Source organism: Vibrio sp. Vb1729 (genome assembly GCF_033338655.1).
Taxonomy (GTDB): domain Bacteria; phylum Pseudomonadota; class Gammaproteobacteria; order Enterobacterales; family Vibrionaceae; genus Vibrio; species Vibrio alginolyticus.
Map to the genome: position 1 here is coordinate 53,820 of NZ_JAWOTB010000005.1, position 23,719 is coordinate 77,538.

Annotated in this window: 23 protein-coding genes and 1 other annotated feature; of the genes, 7 read left to right on the forward strand and 16 right to left on the reverse strand. The window is 44.3% G+C overall.

Features of this window, described 5'->3' with window-relative positions; all coding sequences use genetic code 11:
- Positions 1–104: 104 nt before the first annotated feature.
- The 3 genes from recJ to xerD are packed head-to-tail and all read right to left on the reverse strand — an operon-like array spanning position 105 to position 3,653.
- The gene (gene recJ / locus R7E29_RS02515) at positions 105–1,844 is read right to left on the reverse strand and encodes a single-stranded-DNA-specific exonuclease RecJ (protein ID WP_017635068.1); all 1,740 of its coding nucleotides are present in this window, start codon (positions 1,842–1,844) and stop codon (positions 105–107) included.
- Between the two features lie 43 nt (positions 1,845–1,887).
- Complete coding sequence (gene dsbC / locus R7E29_RS02520; protein ID WP_017635069.1) at positions 1,888–2,676, reverse strand: bifunctional protein-disulfide isomerase/oxidoreductase DsbC; 789 nt, start codon at positions 2,674–2,676, stop codon at positions 1,888–1,890.
- Positions 2,677–2,735: 59 nt separating this feature from the next.
- Complete coding sequence (xerD, locus tag R7E29_RS02525) at positions 2,736–3,653, reverse strand: site-specific tyrosine recombinase XerD (protein ID WP_005381788.1); 918 nt, start codon at positions 3,651–3,653, stop codon at positions 2,736–2,738.
- 157 nt (positions 3,654–3,810) lie between these two features.
- Here xerD and fldB point away from each other — a divergent pair, with 157 nt between their 5' ends.
- Positions 3,811–4,329: a flavodoxin FldB gene (gene fldB / locus R7E29_RS02530; protein ID WP_005381790.1), complete on the forward strand. Its 519-nt coding sequence runs from the start codon at positions 3,811–3,813 to the stop codon at positions 4,327–4,329.
- A gap of 85 nt (positions 4,330–4,414) precedes the next feature.
- Here the strand turns inward: fldB and brnQ are convergent, their stop codons facing one another.
- Positions 4,415–5,725, reverse strand: coding sequence for a branched-chain amino acid transport system II carrier protein (brnQ, locus tag R7E29_RS02535; RefSeq protein ID WP_005381792.1), 1,311 nt, complete (start codon positions 5,723–5,725; stop codon positions 4,415–4,417).
- Between the two features lie 330 nt (positions 5,726–6,055).
- Between brnQ and R7E29_RS02540 the strand changes: the two genes are divergently transcribed.
- Positions 6,056–6,775, forward strand: coding sequence for a tRNA1(Val) (adenine(37)-N6)-methyltransferase (locus R7E29_RS02540; RefSeq protein ID WP_017635070.1), 720 nt, complete (start codon positions 6,056–6,058; stop codon positions 6,773–6,775).
- Between the two features lie 107 nt (positions 6,776–6,882).
- The gene (gene srmB / locus R7E29_RS02545; RefSeq protein ID WP_005381797.1) at positions 6,883–8,106 is read left to right on the forward strand and encodes an ATP-dependent RNA helicase SrmB; all 1,224 of its coding nucleotides are present in this window, start codon (positions 6,883–6,885) and stop codon (positions 8,104–8,106) included.
- Positions 8,107–8,215: 109 nt separating this feature from the next.
- Here the strand turns inward: srmB and yaaA are convergent, their stop codons facing one another.
- Entirely contained in the window at positions 8,216–8,992 is a 777-nt protein-coding gene (gene yaaA, locus R7E29_RS02550) for a peroxide stress protein YaaA (RefSeq protein ID WP_005382848.1), read from the reverse strand.
- Between the two features lie 110 nt (positions 8,993–9,102).
- Positions 9,103–10,536, reverse strand: coding sequence for an alanine/glycine:cation symporter family protein (locus R7E29_RS02555; protein WP_005381800.1), 1,434 nt, complete (start codon positions 10,534–10,536; stop codon positions 9,103–9,105).
- A 721-nt stretch (positions 10,537–11,257) separates the two neighbouring features.
- Between R7E29_RS02555 and R7E29_RS02560 the strand changes: the two genes are divergently transcribed.
- Positions 11,258–11,443: a DUF3545 family protein gene (locus tag R7E29_RS02560; RefSeq protein WP_005381805.1), complete on the forward strand. Its 186-nt coding sequence runs from the start codon at positions 11,258–11,260 to the stop codon at positions 11,441–11,443.
- A 236-nt stretch (positions 11,444–11,679) separates the two neighbouring features.
- Here R7E29_RS02560 and R7E29_RS02565 read toward each other — a convergent pair whose 3' ends face one another.
- The 3 genes from R7E29_RS02565 to nfo all read right to left on the reverse strand — a co-directional run bounded on the left by R7E29_RS02565 (position 11,680) and on the right by nfo (position 14,199).
- The gene (locus tag R7E29_RS02565; protein ID WP_017821507.1) at positions 11,680–12,231 is read right to left on the reverse strand and encodes a hemerythrin domain-containing protein; all 552 of its coding nucleotides are present in this window, start codon (positions 12,229–12,231) and stop codon (positions 11,680–11,682) included.
- Between the two features lie 113 nt (positions 12,232–12,344).
- Entirely contained in the window at positions 12,345–13,025 is a 681-nt protein-coding gene (gene ung / locus R7E29_RS02570; protein ID WP_005382846.1) for a uracil-DNA glycosylase, read from the reverse strand.
- A gap of 289 nt (positions 13,026–13,314) precedes the next feature.
- Positions 13,315–14,199, reverse strand: a complete 885-nt coding sequence (gene nfo / locus R7E29_RS02575) for a deoxyribonuclease IV (RefSeq protein ID WP_017821508.1) — start codon at positions 14,197–14,199, stop codon at positions 13,315–13,317.
- Positions 14,200–14,525: 326 nt separating this feature from the next.
- On the opposite strand from nfo, the gene grcA reads away from it, so the two are divergent.
- Positions 14,526–14,903 carry an autonomous glycyl radical cofactor GrcA gene (gene grcA / locus R7E29_RS02580; protein ID WP_005381814.1) on the forward strand — a complete coding sequence of 126 codons (378 nt, stop codon included), beginning with the start codon at positions 14,526–14,528 and terminating at the stop codon, positions 14,901–14,903.
- A 111-nt stretch (positions 14,904–15,014) separates the two neighbouring features.
- Here the strand turns inward: grcA and R7E29_RS02585 are convergent, their stop codons facing one another.
- From R7E29_RS02585 to thrL, 5 genes are all read right to left on the reverse strand, one after another.
- A complete protein-coding gene (locus R7E29_RS02585; RefSeq protein ID WP_054576671.1) occupies positions 15,015–15,674 on the reverse strand; it encodes an NADPH-dependent FMN reductase in 660 nt (219 codons plus the stop codon).
- A gap of 140 nt (positions 15,675–15,814) precedes the next feature.
- The gene (gene thrC, locus R7E29_RS02590; RefSeq protein WP_054576670.1) at positions 15,815–17,095 is read right to left on the reverse strand and encodes a threonine synthase; all 1,281 of its coding nucleotides are present in this window, start codon (positions 17,093–17,095) and stop codon (positions 15,815–15,817) included.
- On the reverse strand, positions 17,092–18,048 hold the full coding sequence (gene thrB, locus R7E29_RS02595) for a homoserine kinase (RefSeq protein ID WP_017635074.1): 957 nt from the start codon (positions 18,046–18,048) through the stop codon (positions 17,092–17,094). The genes thrC and thrB overlap by 4 nt, the downstream gene beginning before the upstream one ends.
- A 20-nt stretch (positions 18,049–18,068) precedes the next feature.
- Positions 18,069–20,528 carry a bifunctional aspartate kinase/homoserine dehydrogenase I gene (thrA, locus tag R7E29_RS02600; RefSeq protein WP_054576669.1) on the reverse strand — a complete coding sequence of 820 codons (2,460 nt, stop codon included), beginning with the start codon at positions 20,526–20,528 and terminating at the stop codon, positions 18,069–18,071.
- Between the two features lie 53 nt (positions 20,529–20,581).
- Positions 20,582–20,701: a sequence feature (Thr leader region), on the reverse strand.
- Entirely contained in the window at positions 20,637–20,714 is a 78-nt protein-coding gene (gene thrL / locus R7E29_RS02605) for a thr operon leader peptide (protein WP_074192076.1), read from the reverse strand. Its footprint overlaps the feature before it by 65 nt.
- Positions 20,715–21,137: 423 nt before the next feature.
- Here thrL and R7E29_RS02610 point away from each other — a divergent pair, with 423 nt between their 5' ends.
- A complete protein-coding gene (locus R7E29_RS02610; RefSeq protein WP_047102035.1) occupies positions 21,138–21,608 on the forward strand; it encodes a hypothetical protein in 471 nt (156 codons plus the stop codon).
- On the opposite strand, the gene R7E29_RS02615 is transcribed toward R7E29_RS02610, so the two are convergent.
- Complete coding sequence (locus R7E29_RS02615) at positions 21,605–22,087, reverse strand: putative 4-hydroxy-4-methyl-2-oxoglutarate aldolase (RefSeq protein ID WP_005381822.1); 483 nt, start codon at positions 22,085–22,087, stop codon at positions 21,605–21,607. The genes R7E29_RS02610 and R7E29_RS02615 overlap by 4 nt on opposite strands.
- A 64-nt stretch (positions 22,088–22,151) precedes the next feature.
- Entirely contained in the window at positions 22,152–22,559 is a 408-nt protein-coding gene (locus R7E29_RS02620) for a DUF3293 domain-containing protein (protein ID WP_005381823.1), read from the reverse strand.
- 361 nt (positions 22,560–22,920) lie between these two features.
- Here R7E29_RS02620 and arcA point away from each other — a divergent pair, with 361 nt between their 5' ends.
- Positions 22,921–23,637, forward strand: a complete 717-nt coding sequence (gene arcA / locus R7E29_RS02625) for a two-component system response regulator ArcA (protein ID WP_005381824.1) — start codon at positions 22,921–22,923, stop codon at positions 23,635–23,637.
- Positions 23,638–23,719 lie beyond the last annotated feature (82 nt).

The following is a 23,719-nucleotide window of genomic DNA, read 5'->3' on the forward strand; positions in this document are numbered from 1 at the left end:
AAATTTCGGATGAGAAATCAGATTGCGGTGAGAGAGAGCACGGTCATAAAATTTTACACCCACTTCGGGGCAACCGTACTCTATAAGAAAGGTTAATCTAGGTATTACTTAGCTTCGATATGATCGATCATCAATTGCAATGATTGATTACCACGAAATTCATTCACATCCAACTTATACGCGAGACGTACTGTTTTAACCGATGCATCTGGCCATCGGCGTAGATCAACATTGAATGCAATGCCGTCGATCATCACATTGGTAGGGTGACCTTTATAAAGCGGCTCTAACATCAATTTAAGATGCTTCTCACCCACCAGCTTTTGATGCAGTACTTTAAACTCACCATCAAAGATTGGCTCTGGGAAAGCTTGTCCAAAAGGGCCACCCGATCGCAGCTGTTCAGCAACATGCATAGAGAACTCTTCCGGCTTAAGTTCACCATCTGACATGATCACGCCTTTTAGCGCCGCTTCATCGAGTTCCTTTTTTACCACTTCATCAAACAAACGACTGAAACGCTCAAAATCCTGCTCTTTAATCGTTAAGCCTGCTGCCATGGCGTGTCCACCAAACTTGATGATCAAACCCGGGTTTTGCGTGTCGATGAAATCCAACGCATCGCGCATGTGTAGCCCCGGAATAGAACGACACGAGCCTTTAATCGTCCCTTCTCCGCCATCAGCAAATGCAATGACTGGACGGTGAAACTTCTCTTTAATACGCGAAGCCAAAATACCAATCACACCTTGATGCCAATCACGTTGGAACAAGGCTAGGCCATAAGGAAGCTCATTGCCTTCACCAAACTGAAGGCGCTCACAGAAAGCCATCGCTTCTTGCTTCATGCCTTCTTCAATCTCTTTACGTGTTTGGTTCAAGCCATCCAATTCACTTGCCATGCGACGAGCAGCGTGGATGTTGTTACACATCAGCAGTTCAACACCGAAAGACATGTCATCAAGACGACCTGCAGCATTAATACGTGGACCTAAAGCAAAGCCAAAATCGGACGCAACTAAACGACGCGCATCGCGCTTCGCGACCTCAATTAACGCTTGGATGCCGGGACGCGCTTTGCCCGCACGAATACGTTGCAAACCTTGGTGTACAAGAATGCGGTTGTTTTCATCCAATGGAACGACGTCGGCGACGGTACCCAGTGCAACAAGGTCAATCAGTTCCATCAACTTGGGCTCTTGCATCCCCTGTTCTGCAAACCAATTGTGTTTTCGCATATGAACGCATAGTGCCATCATGAGATAAAACGCGACCCCCACACCCGCAAGCGCTTTAGATGGAAAGCTACAGCTCTCAAGGTTTGGGTTCACCATTGCATCCACATCAGGCAACACTTGTCCTGGCAAGTGGTGATCGGTAACAAGCACAGTAATGCCATTTTCTTTTGCGTAACGCACGCCTTCGATTGATGAGACGCCGTTATCCACCGTCATGATCATCTCAGCGCCAAGCTCTAAGGCTTGGTCAACGACTTCTGGACTTAACCCATAACCGTCTTCAAAACGATTTGGCACTAGGTAATCCACATTGTGACTACCAAGCATACGCAGCGCGAGTACTGATAATGCTGAGCTTGTCGCACCATCAGCGTCAAAATCACCGACAACGATGATGCGTTTTTGTTCTTTTATCCCCTGAAACAAAAGATCGACAGCTTGCTCAATCCCCCCGAGTTTTTGATATGAATGCAACCCACGGGCCGACGTTTCTAATTGTGAAAGATCCGTTATCCCACGGTTGATGTAGATACGTTTAAGAATCGGAGGAATGGAATCAGGAAGAAGGGAAAGATCAGGTTCAGGACGTCGTTGAATTTCTATCATGCTTAAAAGAGCCGACAACTTTGCCGACTCTGCTCCTAATGGATTATAGTTGCTTTAAACGTTTCAATAGCTCTGCAGGTGGTAGGTAGCCACCAACCATTTCGCCATTCGGTAAGAAGATTGCTGGCGTACCAGAAATACCCAATTGGCGACCTAGATTGTAATGCGCCTGGATGGTTTCTTTACACTGTTTCAGGTCTTTCGCAGGGTTATCAAATGTACGATTCACTTTCGCGTTGTGCATTGCCGACGCCGGATCTTCAGCACACCAAATCGTTGCCATTTGTTCTGCCACAGGGCCAGTTGCACCTTGGCGAGGGTAAGCCATGTAACGCACTGTAATACCTAGCTCATTATAGCCTTGCATTTGGCTATGCAGACGCACACAGTAACCACATGTGATATCGGTGAATACGGTCACAACGTACTTTTCATCGTCGGCTTTGTATTCGATCATGCTATCGGAGAACTGCGCAATTTTCTCGGCGTTAAGCGGCGCTTGACGCTCTGCTATGACATCTTTGTAACTGCCATCATCATTAATGGCATAAAGCGTACCGGCGATAAAATGGCTACCATCATTTGAAGCAAACAGGATCCCGCCATTGGTTTGAATTTCCAATAAGCCAGCGACGTCTGATGGTTGAATATCAACGATAGATAAACCAAGCTTTGAGAACTTAGTTTTTAATGCTGCTTCATCAAAGCCGCTTTGTGCAGCTGGCGCCACTTGTTGCGCAGGAGTCTCCGTTTGAGCCTGACTTTCTTCTGCACCACAAGCGGTAACAAAAAATGGTAAAGTCAGCAGAGTTAGTCGGCGTAATACGCTCATGAAATTCACCTTAATGTAAAATCGTTTTTCCAAGAGGACATGGATGAATCTAACCATTGTTATGCTCTTGGGTGGTGTTGACTGTGGATCTGCTTCAATCGTTCAGTCGCCACGTGAGTATAAATTTGCGTGGTCGATAAGTCACTATGTCCTAAAAGCATCTGTACGACCCTGAGATCTGCGCCATAGTTCAATAAATGCGTGGCAAAGGCATGACGCAGTACGTGCGGCGACAGCTGATCAGTATCAATCCCTGCTATCAAAGCATAGTATTTAATACGGTGCCAAAACGTCTGACGAGTCATCTGTCTTGCGCGTTTACTAGGAAAAACAATATCAGATGATGTATCACCAAGTAACGCAGGGCGCCCTTGTTGAATGAACGTCTCGATCCAATCGACCGCGTTTTCCCCCATAGGAACCAGGCGTTCTTTACCACCTTTACCAGTCACGCGCACCACCCCTTGGCGCAAGCTAACATTTTCCATGGTCAAACTGACGAGCTCTGTCACACGCAACCCTGTCGCGTAGAGTAGCTCTAGCATCGCTTTATCGCGCAATTCTATAGGGTCATTCGGGTCTGGCGCTTCGAGCAACGCGTCCACTTGCTCTTCACTAATATCTTTGGGTAAACGTTGTGGCAGTTTAGGGCTAACCAAGAGCGCACTCGGGTCATCAGCGCGCACCTTCTCACGATGCAGGTATTGAAATAAACGACGAATAGCCGACAACATACGCGCACGGGACGTCTGTTTGTAATCTAAGTCTACAAGGTGGCTTTGATATTCTTGCAAGCCAGACAAACTGATAAAATCAAGACGGTATCGATGTTTTTCCATCCACACGAGCAGCTTCATTAAATCGTTTCGGTAGGAAGCCAACGTGTTCTCTGATAGACCACGCTCCATCCACATCGCATCTAAGAATTGCTCAACAAGCGAAAAATCTTGTTGATTGACAGGCTGTTGTGCCGTCATGAATGCTTCCTTATCTGTTTATATTTACAGTATTTAGATTAAAGCACCTGCCAATCCAATACCATAAAAAATCATCCCACATAGGATATTCGCTGCAATCTTCCTCAATTTATGGTTAGAATCTTCCACAACAGCAACACAAATAACGACGAATATAATGAAAATCGGACTCTTTTACGGCTCAACGACCTGCTACACCGAAATGGCAGCAGAGAAAATTCGTACCCTTATTGGTGAAGACCTTGTCGACATTCACAATGTGAAAGAGACACCGTTATCACTAATGGCGGACTACGACTTATTACTCCTTGGCATCTCAACTTGGGATTTTGGTGAAATTCAAGAAGATTGGAACGCGATTTGGCAAGACATCGCGACCACACCACTGAAAGGCAAAGTTGTAGCGCTGTTTGGTCTGGGTGACCAAGAAGGTTACGGAGAGTGGTATTTAGATGCGATGGGCTTACTTCACGATGAATTGCAAGCCACAGGCGCAACCTTTATCGGTTACTGGCCAAATGAAGGCTACGAATTTGAAGCATCGAAAGCATTGATCGAAGATGGCAGCAAGTTTGTTGGACTTGCGTTAGATGAAGACTCACAGTACGAACTGAGTGATGAACGCATCGAAAAATGGTGTGAACAAGTTCTTGTGGAATTCCACGACACGCTTTAATAGCGCAAACACGTCATCATTAAAAAGTAAAAAGCCCGATGAAGTAATTCATCGGGCTTTTTATTATCTTGATAACGCGAAGTGATTACGCGGTTTCTTGTGCTAGCTCTGGGCGAGGTTTCGCGATGAAGAACATGCACACGATAGCCGCAAATGTTGGAAGCACCCAACCCATGCCGACTTCGAATAATGGCAACATGTTAAACGCAGAAACATCAATACCCGATACTTTTGCCGCATCAACCAACGCAAACAGCAGAGATACAAGCAGTACTGCACGGTAAGCAAAGCGTGGATTCGGCAGTTTGCTGCGCACAAATGTTAGTGCAACCAACGCAATCGCCACAGGGTACAGCGCAAACAATACTGGCACTGACAGAGAAATCAGCTGCGCAAGACCAACGTTTGCAACCAATGCACAAACAGAACCATTAATCAGTACCCATTGCTTGTATGACAGTGGTGTTTTCGAGCTGAAGAAATCTGAACACGCAGAAATCAAGCCAATCGCGGTTGTCAGACACGCTAGCAATACGATGACAGACAGAACGATTTGACCGTATGGACCAAACAACGCTTGAACGTATTGGCTAAGCACTAGGCCACCATTATCAGCACCAGCAGCAACCGTTGCACTCGTCGCACCTAAGTAAAATAGTGAGATGTAAACAAACGCAAGACCAGCAGCAGCAATACAACCTGCATAGATCAGATATTTAGTAGTTGCAGAGCGCTCAGTAATGCCTTTACCGCGCAGTGCATCAACCATCAGCATGCCAAACATCAATGACGCGAACGTATCCATTGTGTTGTAGCCTTCTAAGAAGCCTTTGGTCAGAGGCTGCGTTAGGTATTCACCGTGCGCGCCAATCATATCGCCCTGAGGATCAAGGAAGACAGCGACAGCAAGAATGATCAAACCAACGAACAATGCTGGTGTCAGTACTTTACCGATGAGATCGATCAAACGGCCTTGGAACCATGAGAACATCATTGCTGCGATAAAGAAGATCACTGAGAACGCTGTCAGATGCGTTTGTGACGCCTCAAGGAAGAAAGGTTTCACCGCCATCTCGTAAGCCACTAGGCCAGTACGAGGCGCTGCAAACGCAGGACCAATGATGATGAAAATCAGTGCAGCCATAAGAACTGCCGCTTTTTTCGGAAGATCTTGCGTCAAGTGATCCCAAGAACCACCAGCAACAGCAATAGCAACGATAGTAATAAGAGGTAGACCTACCGCTGTTAGCAAGAAACCAAACATAGCTGGCATTAAGTTTTCACCCGCTAACTGACCCGCTAGAGGTGGAAAGATAATATTGCCCGCACCTAAAAAGAACGCAAATAGCATAAAGCCTACTGCGATAATATCTGTTAGTTTTAACGTCTGCTTCACAGATAACCCTTGTCTTTTAATTAATGAATGTTGTGTATGCTTAGACCACTTTTTGTATACCTAAAGTCAATAAGTACACGTGGTTCAATCTATAAAATTTTCGCCGCATAATGACGAAAGACTCATCATTTGGCAACCTTTAAGAAAAAAACACCATATTAATTTAGTTTTCAAACTTAAAAGCAGTGGATATAACCAGATCCAAATAACAGACCAGTTCTTTATCTCGATCAATTAACAATACAATTTAGTAACCAACAAAACAACAATCTATACAATTAATAAACAATAGAGCAATCCACTTAATTATTGAGCAAATATAAAACAATCATGAAGAACAAAAAACTGAAAACTAAAGGCTTCAATTTTAAGCAATTTTGTATTGAGGGCGGCGAGAGTGGTATGCCAGTCAGCACAGATGGGGTAATGCTTGGTGCTTGGATTCAAAGCCCTAACGACGCTAAAATTCTCGATATTGGCACTGGCACTGGCCTGCTTGCCCTGATGTGTGCTCAACGCTTTACAGAAGCTCAAATAACCGCGGTCGATATCGAATTAACAGCCGTTGCTGCCGCGCAAAAAAATATGGCCCAGTCTCCTTGGTCAGATCGTGTAAGTGTGCATCACACCGACATACTGCACTTTACGCCGACACATCCATTCCAACGCATCATTTGTAACCCGCCCTACTTCAACAGCGGCGAGCAATCGAAACACAGTCAACGTGCAACCGCGAGGCACACTGATACGCTAGGCCATAACGCATTGCTACAGCGTTGCTATCATTTGCTTGATGACGAAGGGAGAGCTAGTTTTGTGTTGCCAATCACCGAAGGCGAGCAGTTCATTGAGCTAGCATTAAACCAAAGTTGGTATCTATCGCGGATCTGTCGTGTGCAACCATCAGAAAAGAAACCAGTACACCGACTGTTATTTGAACTGTCAAAACGACCTTGCGATTTGCAGACGTCACATTTAATTATCCGTTCAAATGACGGCTATAGTGATGATTTCATCCAGTTAACCCGCGAGTTTTATCTTAAGATGTGAAATAACATGTGATCCTTATCACCAATCACTTTATAATGTGCGACCTTTTTGTATTCTATGCTGTTGTGGCGAACCATTAACCAAGCTTTGCTTGTGGAGAACTCATTGTGATCAGAACCTTTGCTGAACTTGATCTAGACCAAAACCTACTTGAAGCCATTGAAGAGATGGGTTACGAACGCCCAACAAAAATTCAGGCAGAAGCGATTCCACAAGCGTTGGACGGTCGTGACATTCTAGCGTCAGCGCCAACAGGAACTGGTAAAACGGCCGCCTTCGTCCTGCCAGCATTGCAATACTTGCAAGACTTCCCTCGTCGTAAGCCTGGACCTGCGCGTATTTTGATCCTAACGCCTACTCGCGAACTGGCGATGCAAATTGCCGATCAAGCACGTGCTTTGGCAAAAAATACCAAACTCAACATTTTCACCATCACTGGTGGTGTTCAGTACCAAGAGCACGCCGACATCCTTGCAACAACACAAGACATTGTGGTTGCGACACCTGGCCGTTTAAAAGAATACATTGATGCAGAACGTTTTGATTGTCGTGCAATCGAATGGTTAATCCTTGATGAAGCAGACCGTATGCTAGATATGGGTTTTGCTCCTACAGTCGATCGCCTATCTAACGAATGTCGCTGGCGTAAGCAAACCCTTCTGTTCTCAGCAACGTTAGAAGGGAAAGGCGTAGAAGGCTTTACCGCTGATCTGTTGAATGACCCAGCAGAGATCGACGCAAAATCGCCGCTGCGTGAGCGTAAGAAAATTGCTCAGTGGTACCACCGAGCTGATGATGCTGAACACAAACTGGAATTACTAAAACACATTATTACTCAGCAAGCTGAGCGCACTATCGTCTTTTTAAAGACTCGTGAGCGTTTGGCTGAGCTACGAGCGCAGCTTGAAAGTGCACAGATTCCATGTTCTTGGATTCAAGGTGAAATGCCGCAAGATCGTCGTAACAATGCGATTTCTCGCTTCCGCGATGGAACTGTGAACGTGCTGCTCGCGACGGACGTTGCTGCGCGTGGTATCGATCTTCCGGATGTATCACACGTTATCAACTACGACATGCCGCGCACGGCTGATGTTTACCTTCACCGTATCGGCCGTACGGCTCGCGCAGGTAAGAAAGGTAACGCTATCTCAATCGTAGAAGCACACGACCAACCAATGATGGATCGCGTTGCACGTTACGTGAAAGAAGACATCAAAGAGCGTTTCGTGAAAGAGATGCGTCCTAAACACAAAAAGCCTGTGTTTAAGAAGAAAAAGAAAAAAGACGACAAGAAAAAAGTAGCGAAAAAGAAAACCGCTAAGAAGAAGTAATCTTGTTGGGGCCAAGTAGCTCAAGCTAGAAAATAACAAAGGGTTGGCAATGCCAACCCTTTTTCGTTTGTGCTGATAGAGATTAACGTAGACTACGTCTCAATCAGCTTTATTTTTGCTCTTCGCGTTTAAATACTAACTCTGTTGGCGTCGATTCATCTTCCACAAAGTAGTAACCCGCCGTATCAAACTTAGTCAGGTCTGCAACGCTCTCAACACGGTTTTCAATGATGTAACGCGCCATCATACCGCGCGCTTTCTTCGCGTAAAAACTGATGACCTTGTATTGACCATTCTTACAATCTTTGAATACTGGCGTGATCACTTGCGCATCTAAATTCTTTGGCTTAACCGCTTTAAAGTATTCATTTGATGCAAGGTTGATAAGGACATTATCACCTTGAGCAGAAATCGCTTCGTTAAGCTTGTCCGTAATTACATTGCCCCAAAACTGGTACAAGTTCGTACCCTTGTCGTTTGCAAGCTTGGTACCCATTTCAAGACGGTATGGCTGCATCAAATCAAGTGGTTTTAGTAAACCATAAAGACCCGATAGCATACGCAGATGATCTTGAGCATATTCGAAGTCCGCTTCAGATAAACTTTCGGCGTCTAGCCCTGTGTAAACGTCACCTTTAAATGCAAGAATGGCTTGTCGTGAGTTTTCCGTGGTAAACGTTTCACTCCACTCTTGGAATCGGCCCACATTTAAATCGGCAATCTTGTCGCTCACTTTCATTAAAGAGGCAACATCAGCAGGAGTCAGTTTGCGGCAAACATCGATAAGCTCTTTTGAGTATTCGACCAACTCAGGTTGAGTAAATTTTTCTGTCGCTAACGGAGACTCGTAATCAAGAGTCTTCGCTGGAGAAACTACGATAAGCATGACTTTCCCTTCTCTAATTTTGTTTTTAATAGGGTACAAAAAAAGCCATGCATTGTCTGCATGGCTTTTTACATCGTACTAATAGCTTTCAACTATGAGTGATAGCTCACTTAGTCTTTTTTATCGTTGTACCAAATGCCTTCTTCAAGCTGAGATTTCAGCTCCGGGAAGTCATTCGCATCAAATGTTGGCACTTTGCCTTCACCAAGCTGGCGGTTGTAATCTTTTGCCAGTTTAATCACGATGCCAGATAGCAAGATGATCGCCACTAAGTTGACTATCGCCATCAGACCCATAGAGACGTCAGCAAGCGACCATACGACTGGTAACGAAGCTAGTGCACCAAACATCACCATACCAAGAACAATAACGCGGAAAATGCTTAAGCCCGCTTTATGATTGTGCTCTAGGAAGATTAAGTTCGTTTCAGCGTACGAGTAGTTTGCAATGATTGAAGTAAACGCAAAGAAGAAGATTGCCACAGCAACAAAGATGCCGCCCCAATCGCCAACTTGTGAGCTCAATGCACGCTGAGTTAGCTCGATACCCGTCACTTCTGTTGCTTGACCGACATACTCACCAGACATCAGGATGATAGCCACTGTTGCAGAACAGATAACGATCGTATCCATGAACACGCCTAGCATCTGTACGTAACCTTGAGACGCTGGGTGTGGTGGGTAAGGTGTTGCTGAAGCTGCCGCGTTAGGTGCAGAACCCATACCTGCTTCATTCGAGAATAGACCGCGCTTGATACCGTTAATCATTGCCTGTGCAATTGCGTAGCCAAGACCACCTGCTGCTGCTTCTTGCAGACCAAATGCACTCTTAAAGATAAGCATCAATACATCAGGTAATTTCTCTAGGTTAGAGAACATGATGAACAGCGCTAGGGCTAGATAAAGTAGTGCCATGATCGGAACGATCATCTCAGCAACTCTTGCGATACGCTTGATGCCACCGAAAATAACAATTGCAGACAGTAGAACAACGGCAATACCGACATACAGGTTATTCCAACCAAATGCGTTGCTCATTGCATTGGCAATTGAGTTAGCTTGTACGGCGTTGAATACCAAACCAAAAGCGATGATTAGGAAAACTGAGAACAACACGCCCATCCAACGCATGCCCAAGCCTTTTTCCATGTAGTAGGCAGGGCCACCACGGTAGTTGCCATCATCATCTTTGGTTTTGTATAGCTGCGCCAGTGTGCTCTCAGCAAACGATGTTGCCATACCAAGCATTGCAATCAGCCACATCCAGAAGATCGCACCAGGACCACCCGCAGTCAATGCCACTGCAACGCCCGCCATGTTACCTGTACCAACACGTGCAGCAAGACTAGTACAAAGCGCTTGGAAAGAAGAAATACCAGCTTTGTCTGCTTTACGGCTGTTCTTAAGAACAGAGAACATGTGGCCGAAATGGCGGAACTGAATGAACCCTAATCGAACGGTGAAGTAAATACCAACACCAACAAGAAGATAAACCAGAATCGAGCCCCAGAGGAGATCGTTCATCAAATTGATTAAGTCTGTCATGTGTACCTCAAAGTGAGTTGCGCCAGTCTATGCGTCCTAGCCATCCACCAAATTGCCTGCTAAGTGTCAAAGTGTGCTTAGCTTTTTAAGTAATGTTTATGGGCAATCTAGAATCGTAAACGTCGCTTCATGCATCCATTTTACGTACCAGCGTATTTTTTGACGGGCGGATAATGCAACCTAGGAGCGCAAAAATCAATATGCAATAATAAGAATAACATTGTTATTTTTCACTATAAAGTCACCAAAAAATAACATAAATAGAAGACTTAACACTCAAACTGCGCAACATTTCAATTACCAAACACCAACATAAATAATTATTCTTCATTAAATGGAATGGCAAACCGTATAAACAAGAACAAGCTAGTATTCACAAGGTGTTACATAAATTTACGCTAGTGACTTACCATCTAGTTGAACACTATTTCATCAAACTGATTTTATGCAACTTTAACCTTTGCGCAGTGCACCCATTCATCAAATCGAATTAACATAGAAAATCTCTCTATTTAATCGTTTTCTTGAGATCGTTTGTGCATTTTTTATCCACATCGTTGCAATAAAAAGTGTGATTTTGAGAATATTTTTGCACGAAAATGTCATGCTACCGACACAAATGCGAAATATATCATGGTTATTCTCACGGCTATTGTGGTACTTAAAAAACTCCACAAGGACTGGTTACAACAGTTTAGCTTAAGAAAGGTAAAGGTGGCTTATGGAAGGCTTTCAACTAGATGACATTTTTAATCTGGATACTACCTCAACAACCAAATCTCGTGCCAAACCAGTAAAGCGAAAGTGGCGTGAAATAGAAGAGATGAACGACAGACGCAATTTGCTTAAAGAGCTGCGCGAACTTGATGTCTGTACCGATTATAACTTGGAAGACATTAAACTCTAATTCAAACAAAAGGCACCTTACAGGTGCCTTTTGTTTTTTGTTTACAGTGACCGTAAACACCGTGAGTTTATGTACCAAGGTTTAAGTATGAATACCATTATTACTCAATGAGAATCTTCCGTACTTTTTGCCGAGAAATATGCACACTAAATTTTCGGTTGATTCCCAATAAATAAGAAATGTATCTCACAAACCCGAGAGACGGCTTTCGCTCGCTCAGGTTTCATCACTCAGGCTTAAACATACTCAGTATCACTTTGACGAACACGTTCGGCCAACTGCTTATAACGATCAGCAATCGTGTCACCAAACACAGGATCATCCTCACTGACGCTCCATAAGCTCTCGACATGCTGCCAATCTTCTGTGGTAAATAACTCTTCAATGAGAGGCAAAATTTTTCGCTCTTCTAGCTCCAAGTGGCGCCTTTGCGATTCAATGAAATCTTCTAGGTGAGCGACGAACATGTCTTGTGGCACAACAGCATCCTGAAGGATCATCTCTATCACGGATGAAAACTCTCTGGTTTTACTAGCTAACTCTAGATGTTCTTTCTCTAAATTTTCCATGGTTTGTTGCTTACCATAGTGTTCAAGAAAGTGGTGATAGAGGATATCTTCTTTCGGGTGGTGTACTTTCTCCGAATGATTAGAGAGGTAATCAACAATCTCGCTTACTAACGCATAGTTGATTACACGTTCTTTTTTTATCTCATTAAGCTTATGGCGCAGTATCGCCAACAGACGAACCATATAACCATGTTCGCGTCGAATTCTTTCGATCATCATAGCGTCTCTCCTTAACACCTACTTTTAGTAAGTGTACATGAGAAATTTACTATCAGCCTCGAGCATGCTCAAAAAAACAGCGATCATAGCATCCATGATCGCTGTCTCTTCATTTATACCGTTAATGGCAAATGCCAGTTAATTGGTGCTTTTTCTTGTGATGTAAGCAACTGGTTTGCTTGAGAGAAATGCTTACAACCGAAAAAGCCTCGATGTGCAGAAAGTGGCGATGGGTGTGGGGCAGCTAACACATGGTGCTTATTGCGATCGATAAAACGACCTTTCTTCTGTGCATGTGAACCCCACAGCAAGAACACTACACCTTCTTGATGCTGATTAATGGCTTCAATCACTCGATCAGTAAACGTTTCCCAACCTGTCTTTGAATGTGAATGCGCTTTACCTTGCTCCACCGTTAATACCGTATTGAGTAACAATACGCCTTGTTCAGCCCAGCTTTGCAAAAAACCATGCTGAGGGATTTGGAAACCTTCAATATCTTGCGCCAGCTCTTTATACATATTAACCAGTGACGGTGGCGTTTTAATGCCAGGAAGTACAGAGAAACACAGGCCATGCGCCTGATTTGGGCCGTGGTATGGGTCTTGTCCTAGAATCACGACCTTAACGTCTTTGAACTCGGTAAAACGAAACGCGTTAAAGACATCTTTTGCGGGAGGAAAAATAGCTTTGCCTGCGGCGCGTTCGGCTTCAACAAAATTCAAGGTGTCTACAAAGTAGCTCTGCTTTTTCTCTTCGCCGATCACATCGTGCCAAGTGGGTGACTGATTCATGGAAAGTTCCTGTCCTAAATTTTGCTTCCATTCTAACGAGCGAAACTCAAACAAACAAAAACTTACCACGAACTTGAGACAAGTAATAAAAGACTAATGCTTCTGTGGCGTTCGAAAATGCCCCTGTCCGGTAATGTGACGATTAGGCATCGGTAAGCGAAGCACACGACGAGTGTAAGTATAAGGAGTAAAAGAGAATGGTCGAGACATGTTGGCATCCTTCTTTGCTAATTCAGAGATTGATGTTCAATGACTAAGAAAGAAAGGTGCCAACTTTGTGGTTACGCCATTAACTGTCAATGGCCGCTAAATGGAATTGACGCAACGTGTTGATCTCTTGCTGCCAAATATCTGGATCAATTGTTTCCAAAATCAGAGGGATACCATCAAAACGAGGGTCTTTCGCGATGTACTCAAAGCAATCCCACCCGATCTCTCCTTTACCTAGAGAATGGTGGCGATCTACTTTGCTGGCAAACTCTACTTTTGAATCATTTAGATGCATTGCTCTTAAATAGTGCATACCTACGATACGGTCGAACTCTGCAAAGGTGCGCTCGCAATCTTCTTTTGTACGTAAGTCATAACCAGCCGTAAAGGTATGGCAGGTATCAATACAAACGCCGACACGATCTTTATCTTCCACTTGCTCGATGATTTCAGCAAGGTGCTCAAACTTCCAGCCTAAGTTAGTGCCTTGACCTGCCGTATTCTCGATAACAGCGATCACATTCGGCACCGCTTTATGCGCAAGATTGATCGACTCGGCGATCGTTGCGAGGCACTCCTGTTCAGAGACTTTCTTTAGGTGACTACCCGGGTGGAAGTTAAGCAAAGTCAGCCCCAACTGATTACAACGCTCCATTTCATCAATAAATGCCGCGCGGGATTTATTCAGCTTTTCTTCTTCCGGCGCACCCAAGTTAATCAGATAAGAATCATGGGGAAGAATATGCTCTGCTCCGAAACCCAGCATTTTACAGTTCGCTTTAAACGCACTGATGGTTTTTGCTTCTAAAGGCTTCGCCACCCACTGGCGTTGGTTTTTTGTAAATAGTGCGAATGCATTCGCGCCAATTTCACGAGCTCTCAACGGAGCTTGATCGACCCCACCAGCAGCAGAGACATGTGCACCAATGAGTTTATTCCCAAGCTTGTTTTTCATGTTTGTCATTTAATCACTTTAGACTTTCAGTATTGCTACCTAAATACAGATAGTTGCGTTAACCAGTTTAAACTTTAATCTCAACTTGTAGTAAATTTACAACAAAACTAGTTATTAAATATTTTTTATATTATCAAATAAATTGTAATTAGTTTGTTTTCAAAGGTTTTATTGATTTAACTCAATAAAATTACCTTAATAAAAATGATGTTTTTGGTTGTTTTTTGACTTAAGTCAATATTAAAATAGTGGATATTAGCTATATAATACTCAGCTCAACGAAAATTCGAAAATTAACACCAATAATCACCACGTAAGTGGTCTAGGAGATAGTGATGATCCAAGGTATCCAAATTACAAAAGCGGCAAACGACGACCTACTAAACTCTATCTGGCTATTAGATAGCGAAAAAAATGAAGCTCGTTGTGTTGCTGCAACTGCTGGCTACGAAGCAGACCAAGTTATCGCAATCAGCGACCTAGGTGAATACGAAAGCCGTGAAGTTGCAATCGAAACTGCTCCTCGTATCGAAGGCGGCCAACACCTAAACGTGAACGTGCTTAAACGCGAAACACTAGAAGATGCAGTTGCACACCCAGAGAAATACCCACAACTAACTATTCGTGTTTCTGGTTACGCAGTACGTTTTAACTCGCTAACTCCAGAGCAACAACGTGATGTAATCGCTCGTACTTTTACTGAGACTCTATAATCTCTCAGTAAACTAGCTCGCTAGAATTTAAAAAGCTTGGTCAGCAATGACCAAGCTTTTTTTGTTTCAGAATCCTTCTAACCCCTTTCTATAGTGGAAAGCAACTCGCCTCTAAGGTGCATTTCTTTGCGAAGGATCTTTCTGAAACGCTTGCGCTACAGAGGTTGGATCAAGCCTATCTCTTTGCAGTGACGCCCCTTCTGCCCACCAAATCAATTGATGCATCGTACGATTCATATAGTTGTCCCACTGCGTCTGCTCCGACTCATCCGTAGCAACGCCCTGTTCATCAAAGACTTCTTGCGCTTTCGGAATGTGGATCATCGCAGAGACAGGTAGACATCCAAGTTCAGATAAGAAAGTACGCATAGAAACAGCAGCTCTAACACCACCCCATTGTCCGGCAGAATAGGTCACGATAGCACTCGGCTTGTAAGAAAACAGCGAACTGCCGAAATGGTTAAGCATGTTCGCCAAAGCAGGACTCATCGAATGGTTATATTCCGGGCTAACCATCACATACCCATCCGCATGTTTGATTTTGTCTGCCAGCTCACTTAGGTGCTGCGGAACTTTAGAGCGGTGATAAGCAAACTCGGGCTTAAACACATCGCCAAAGTCGTAATTCAAAGGGTCGATGATTTCGACCGTATGTTGCGAATGTTGACTCGCGATGAGTTTTTCACACGCTTTACTGACTCGCATTCCTAAACGGGCTGGTCGTGGTGGCGTGCTGTTTCTCACTGAGCCAAGAAAAATCAAAAAATGCATGCTTCTCTTTCTATCTCATTTAGTTAAGTTCGTTTCTCAATCATAAAGAGAGTTAAAACTTACCGGCAATAAAAAAGGTGAATGATTGCTCATTCACCTCTCGTTATTTGTGTTTTTGATACTGACTGTATTTTTGAAGCTTACTGCACGCGGCGCAGTACTTGTTTCAATGCGTCAAAGTCTGCGTCGAGCTCTTCCGATAGCAGCTCCATCGCCGCGTGCTTCGCTAGTGGCGCAGGAAGCTCGATATCTGATTCTAGAATATCATCCACCACTTCTTTGAACTTCGCAGGGTGAGCAGTACATAGGAACAGACCGGTTTCACCGTCTTGCAGTTGCTCTTCAAGAACGCGGTAAGCAATCGCACCGTGCGGTTCGCATAGATAGCCTAGAGCATGTAAGTCTTTCACTGACTGTGCGCTTTGCTCATCAGATACTGCACCTTTACCTAGCGTCTCCAAGCCCCACTCTTTCACGCGGCACAGCTCTTCAATACGAGGCCAGTTGTTTGGTTGGCTCACGTCCATCGCGTTCGATGTTGTTGCGACTGTTGGTTTTGGCTCCCACTTACCTGTTTCTAGGTAGCGTGGCACAGTGTCATTGGCATTCGTTGCAGCGATGAAGCGCTTAATAGGTAGACCCAGTGCTTTTGCCAGTAGACCAGCAGTTAGGTTACCGAAGTTACCGCTTGGTACTGATACCACTAGGTTTTCACGCTCTTGCTTGCTCATTTGCGCAGCTGCTTCAAAGTAGTAACAGATTTGCGCCATCAAACGGCTGATGTTGATTGAGTTTGCAGAGTTCAGACCGATCTCTTCACGCAGTGCTGAATCATCAAAAGCTTGCTTAACCAGTGCCTGACACGCATCGAAGTCGCCATCGATCGCGACAGTATGGATATTCTTGCCAAGCGTACAGAATAGCTTCTCTTGCAGTGGACTGATCTTGCCTTTCGGGTAAAGAATCACAACGTTGATGTCTTCCATACCGTAGAAAGCATGCGCAACGGCTGCGCCAGTATCGCCAGAAGTTGCAGTCAGAATGGTGATCTTGCCGCCGTCCGAAACCGCAGCGAGAGATTGCGCCATAAAGCGACCACCAAAGTCTTTAAATGCAAGCGTTGGGCCATGGAACAGCTCCAGAGCGTAAACACCGTCTTTGACCTGATTAATTGGCGCAGGGAATTGGAATGCAGCATCAACCAATGCGTTAACTTGCTCTTCCGCTAGTTCATCACCAATCAGCGCTGATAGGATTTTCGTACTACGAGAGACAAAGTCTTCTGCAAGCAGCGCATCGATATCTTCAAATTTTGGTAATTCCGATGGGAAAAATAGACCTTGGTTACGGCCTAACCCTTGGCGAACGGCTTGGCCAAAGGAAACTTGTTCATCATTTTCTTTTATATTGTAAAGCTTCATAGCTCACTTCCTGTTACTTTCGAACCCTGCTTATCTAGACGACAAACGTGGACGAATCCTTCTTCGTTTTGTACGTAGTTTTGTTCTAACCAGCGAGCAACTCGCTCAGCGACATCTTTCTCTTTGCAAATACTGAACAGTGTCGGACCACTGCCAGAAATACCGGTTGCCAATGCACCCGCAGACGCTGCGTATTGACGTGCATTCGCAAAACCTGGAAGCAGTTTCTCACGATACGGTTCTGCGATCACGTCTTTGATCATTTTTGCAGCAAGTTCTGGCTGACCAGAATGACACGCATGAATAAAGCCCGCAAGGTGGCGACCATGAGCGATGATATCTTGTCGGCGGTATTGAGATGGTAGGATCTCACGCGCTTCCGCCGTTGATACCTTGATACCCGGATACGCCATCACCCAGTACCAATCATCAAAGCAAGGCACTTCTTGACTGATGATACCCAACTCTTCAAGCATCAGTTGCACACCACCAAGATAACATGGCGCAACGTTGTCGTAGTGAATACCACCGGAGATCTTGCCTTCCATCTCTCCCATCAGCGCTAGTAATTCTGTCTCGTTAAGTGGCTGTCCATGGAATCGGTTCAATGCATCTAATGCAGCAACGATAGAACATGCACTTGAGCCTAAACCAGAGCCAATTGGCATGTTCTTTTCTAGCGTCATCTCAAGTGGTTTTAGCTCAACGCCTTTTTTGTCTAACTCACGAGCAAACACGAGCCAACAGTCGTAGACGATGTTCTCTTTTGGTTCAGTTGGCAATTTCTCAACAAAATCACCCGCCGTTTTAAGGCTGAACGGATCAGCCCCAGATTTCACCAATACACGGTCACCCAATAGTGTGCCATCCACTGGAGACACGGCAGCCCCCAGCACATCAAAGCCAACGCTTACATTACCAATTGATGCTGGGGCATAAACCACTACATCCATATCACTTGAACTCATTATTGTTATACCCCTAGTTTCCAACCTAAAGTACGCATCACGTCAGAAAATACACCCGCAGCCGTTACTTCGGTGCCTGCACCATAGCCACGTAACACTAGTGGGATTGGCTGATAGTAACGGCTGTAAAATGCCAGTGCGTTTTCACCGTCCTTGATTTTATACATTGGATCGTTTTCATCCACCGCTGCGATGCTTACTGTGCACTTGCCCTCATTAATTTCACCAACGTAGCGCAGTACTTTGCCCTCTTCCGCTGCCCTTGCAGATAATTCTTTAAAGTAGGCGTCTGCTTCAGGTAAACGCGCCATAAATTCATCAACGCTACCAGAATCATCAAAACCTGGTGGCAGTGCTTGATCAACCACAACGTCTTCTAGTTCTAGAGACATGCCTGCTTCACGAGCTAGGATCAGAAGCTTACGCGCGACATCCATACCAGAAAGATCATCACGAGGATCCGGTTCAGTAAAACCATTTTCTTTTGCGATATTAGTTGCTTCACTTAGGCTCATACCTTCATCTAACTTACCGAAGATGTATGACAGAGAGCCAGAAAGAATACCGCTAAAGCGCTCTAGCTCATCACCCGCTGAGATTAGGTTTTGCAGGTTTTCGATTACCGGTAGACCCGCCCCCACAGTTGTTTCGTACATCAGCTTGCGACGAGAGCTGCGCGCAACATCGCGAAGCTGATGGTAGTAAGCCATGCTTGCTGTGTTTGCTTTTTTATTTGGTGTAACGACATGGAAACCAGCAGCTAAGAAATCAGCGTATTGATTCGCGATATCTTCACTTGATGTACAGTCAACCAATACTGGGTTGATGATGTGGTTACGTTGAACCAAAGAAATCAAACGCGCTAGGCTGAACTCTTCTGTCGCTGCCGACATACGATCACGCCAATGATCGAGTGGAAGACCTTCACTATCAAGCAGAAGACCTTTGCTGTTTGCCAAGCCACACACGCGGATCACGATGCCTTTTTCCGCAAGCTTCGCCTGTTGACGCTCGATCTGATCCACCAGCTCACCACCAACGCCGCCAATACCAACCACGAATACGTCTAAGAAGTGCTTAGAGTTGAATAGGTTTTCGTGACACGCTTTGATCGCTTCAGAGATTTTATCTTCAGGAATCACGGCTGAGATAGCGCGCTCAGATGAGCCCTGTGCGATGGCTACAATGTTTACGTTCACTTCAGCAAGAGATGAGAAGAAGCGAGATGCAACACCGCGCGATGTACGCATGCCGTCACCAACCAACGTTATGATTGAAACATTATCAATAAACTCGACCGGCTCTAATAAGCTATCTTTCAGTTCCAACTCAAACGCATCGGCCAGTACTTGTTGCGCTTTTGCTTTATCTTCTGCCTCAATACAGAAGCTAATGCTGTACTCAGAAGAAGACTGAGTAATAAGAACAATAGACACACCAGCGGAAGACATTGCGCCAAATACGCGGCTTGCCATGCCAACCATACCCTTCATACCTGGGCCGGAAACGTTAACCATGGTTAGGTCGTTTAGCGTCGTGATACCTTTGATCGCCAGATTGTCTTCACCAGTGTCTTGCCCAATCAGAGTTCCTGCACCTTGTGGGTTAAAGCTGTTTTTGATCAGACATGGGATGTGGAACTGCGCGATAGGAGCAATGGTTTTCGGATGCAAAACGGAAGCACCGAAGTAAGAAAGCTCCATCGCTTCTTGGTAGCTAAGAGATTTAAGCAGGCGAGCATCTTCTACTAAACGAGGGTCACAGTTGTATACACCGTCTACGTCAGTCCAGATCTCACAACAATCTGCGCGCAGACACGCCGCAAGAACCGCCGCTGAGTAGTCTGAACCATTACGACCTAGTGTAACTAGTTCACCTTTCTCGTTACCGGCAGTAAAACCAGGCATGATGTTCACATGACCTTGAGGAAGAGGATTCTGGCGGAAGTTCTGAGTCGAAACTTCAACATCGACCATGGCTTCTAGGTGATCGCCTTTTGCGTATAGATACTCGACTGGGTCGATAAGATGCGCAGGTTGGCCTTTCGCTTCAAGCACTGCCTTCATCAATTGAATTGAAACGCGTTCGCCTTTGCTGATGATGCGTGCATTGACGTTATTTGGGCACATGCCAAGAAGGTTGATGCCATGAACGAACTGGCGTAATTGAGAGAGAGAAGTTTTCACTTGGTTATCGAAAGCTGAACCATCGATATTGGGTAGTACTGCTTGGATTTGAGTGAAGAGCGTTTTAAACGACTCCTCCAACTCTTTGATTTGTAGTTCTGCTTCACCATTGCGCAATGCGCCTTCAATGACCGCAACCAATTTGTTTGTTGTTTTACCAGGAGCGGAAAGAACAACCGCTACTTCTTCTTGTTGAGCGTTATTGGCAATAATGTCTGCCGCTCTCAAAAAGCGATCTGCATCAGCTAGTGATGATCCGCCAAACTTCAATACTCGCATCCCTTCCTCCGGTATATCTTCTTAAATTTGTCTAAATTCTGGATAAAAAAGCATAAAAAAAGGCCTGTATCTTGTTGGATACAGGCCTTTTTTGTGAATTTCTTTCGCTCAGCAGCCTGCCCCAACATGTGTCGTGTCGGTAATAATAATGGTCGTGGTCATTACTACTAGGCTGTTAGATGGCATAAATAAATATTCAACGTTAATTGTGTTTGCTTAACTCTACGTTTACCGAGTTTCTGATACATAGTCAACAAAAAATTGTTTGTTTTTCCATCTTTCAGAGATTTCTGCTAAGCAATGTCATTGATATTTATAGTTAATTACACATTATTGATCATTTGGAAATCTACAGTTAGTTTTTGTAAAGGACTTAACTATCATCACCAGTTCGGTTTTTTATCTAATAACTAGTCTAATCTTTGCCATAAAACGTACGATCAAATAATTCGAGAGGGTTGTGACACATAACAACAACTTAACTGTGACTTATGTTCATAGGATCTAATTATTTAGAAAATAGGTGAGCTAGCTTTCATATTCTATGCTTTAATAGTGAGAAGCTTTGGGCGCATACTAATAAAAAAGTTGACACAAGGAGTGGTGAACATGAAAAGATGGCTTTTTCTGTTGCTGTTTTTTGTGCCTGGTGTTTGTCTAGCCAACGAGCTTCCGCCGCTTCCAGGTAAAACATCCCCTTCTCCTCATAAACTATTCATTTCCAGCGACAGTTATCAGTCTGACAGTTTTGATGTTTGGAATATCGATACGGGTTACGCCTACGAACTTTTTGATTCGGTAGACGTTTATGTCGGTGCGCGAGTCAATAACTCTCCTACCCAAAATCAAAGTGGTTTTTTGAGTGGGATCAGCTATCACTTTAATGATCGTGTCACGCTGAAAAGTACAGTTCGCTCTTACAAGAATGAAACAGCGGAAGGTATTCGACAAGACGACAGTAGCCTCGCGGCTGAAGTATCAAGTCGCGTAAAAATTACCGATAAACTGGATCTTCACGCGACTCTTGATTACCAAGATTGGCAACAAGGCTTTGAGGTTGGTTTAGGCTTTCGTTTTTAGAAGTCCAGCTTTTGCTTAGAAATCAACACACCGTTCCAGTCCGCGTAAACGTAGTGCTTAGGTTGAACGATTTGGTTTTGCATCGTTAAGGTTACGTTTACCTCTCCTATCCCGCGTTTCTCTGTTTTAAACGGGTTAGTTCCAAGAGCTTGAACGCCAATGTCCATTTGAGATATTTGTGCTACGTCGCGTATTGCACCATAGACAATGATACCTTCCCACCCATTTTCTATTCCGAGTATCGCTAATTGATCGCCGAGTAATGCTCTCTGACACGATCCATGTCCGTCAACAATCAATACTTTACCCGTTCCATCTTCGCCCAGTACTTCACGCACTTTCGAGTTATCGTGATAGCAGCGCACCGTAACGATTTCACCGTAAAAAGCGCTACGTTGACCAAAGTTCTGCAATGGTAAAGTAAGCAAGCTCACTTGGTCTTCAAATTGGTCACAAATATCGGGTGTAATGTCTCTCATATTTCCTCCGTGAATTTTCTCACCCAAGCGGTGCTTCAGTGAGCAGTATCCTTTTCTATACCTTCTATACGAGCCGAGGTTTAATGGAGCCTAACGTATGAAAAACTTTCGGCTGCGAGCACGCAATAAGATAAAGTTGGTCATTAATGACGTAATAAATCGCGTTTTGTTGAAAGTCACTCGCCAATTCAACGGCTACCTCTGGCGACAACTCGACGGCAAAGCTTTCCTCATACCATGTAAAAGCGCTATCACCTACCGTGACAGGCGCGTAATTAACGTGCTGTAGCTGTTTTTCTAACGCGTGATTGTTTATGCTGTTCTCTTCTTTGGACCTCAAGTTACTGTATGGGTTCCAAGCGGTTATCACAGCATAGTTTGAAACACGCCACTCGGCTTCGAATCTGAAAAAAGATTCTGAATAAGCATTCCATAACGATGCGTCTATGTTCTTATTACTTTTTTCTATCATAAGTCTTAAACGATTAATAACAGTTACATTTCATCAATTGATATAAATCAACAAACTGAATGGAATTAACATTTGAGCATTGTTAGCATGCTGTTAACAATATAAAATCCGCTCAATATCTTAGGGTGTTTACGTTTCAGGCCCCACTGAAAGCAGGAAATGAAAGGTAAACAAGCCCTTTAGAATAAACGTCGCCATTGGATACTGGTGAGTTGGCAAAATTCCATGGAGGGCGGATAACTGAAAGAAGTGTTTTTTTGATCAACTTGATTTATTATCAAAATCACATTACCTGTATGTTATATTTTTGCCTAGAATTTATTCTATTAGCACAATTTTGTCACAAATTTAGGTACCGCCAATGCAAACCCCGCAGATTCTTATCGTTGAAGATGAGCAAGTAACTCGTAACACTCTTAAGAGTATTTTTGAAGCAGAGGGATACGCTGTTTTTGAAGCCAGTGACGGTGAAGAGATGCACCAAGTGTTGTCTGATAACTCAGTCAACTTGGTTATTATGGACATTAATCTTCCAGGCAAGAATGGCCTTCTACTAGCGCGTGAATTACGCGAGCAAGCGAACATTGCTTTAATGTTCCTGACAGGCCGTGACAATGAAGTAGACAAGATCCTAGGTCTTGAGATTGGTGCAGATGACTACATCACTAAACCATTCAACCCACGTGAACTAACTATTCGTGCACGTAACCTACTTAGTCGCTCAATGAGCTCTAACGCGGTGCAAGAAGAGAAGCGCTCGGTAGAAAAGTATGAATTCAACGGTTGGGTACTAGACATCAACAGCCGCTCTCTAGTAAGCCCTGCTGGTGATAGCTACAAGCTACCTCGCTCTGAGTTCCGCGCATTACTGCACTTCTGTGAGAACCCGGGTAAGATTCAAACTCGTGCAGATCTTCTTAAGAAGATGACTGGTCGTGAACTTAAGCCACACGACCGTACTGTAGACGTAACGATTCGTCGTATCCGTAAGCACTTTGAGTCTGTTTCAGGTACGCCAGAAATCATCGCCACTATCCACGGCGAAGGTTACCGCTTCTGTGGCGATCTAGAAGACTAGATTTAACCGCTAATATGCAAAGGGCTTGCTCATTGAGCAAGCCCTTTTTGTTTTAGGTCTAACGACTAATGCAACATCATTG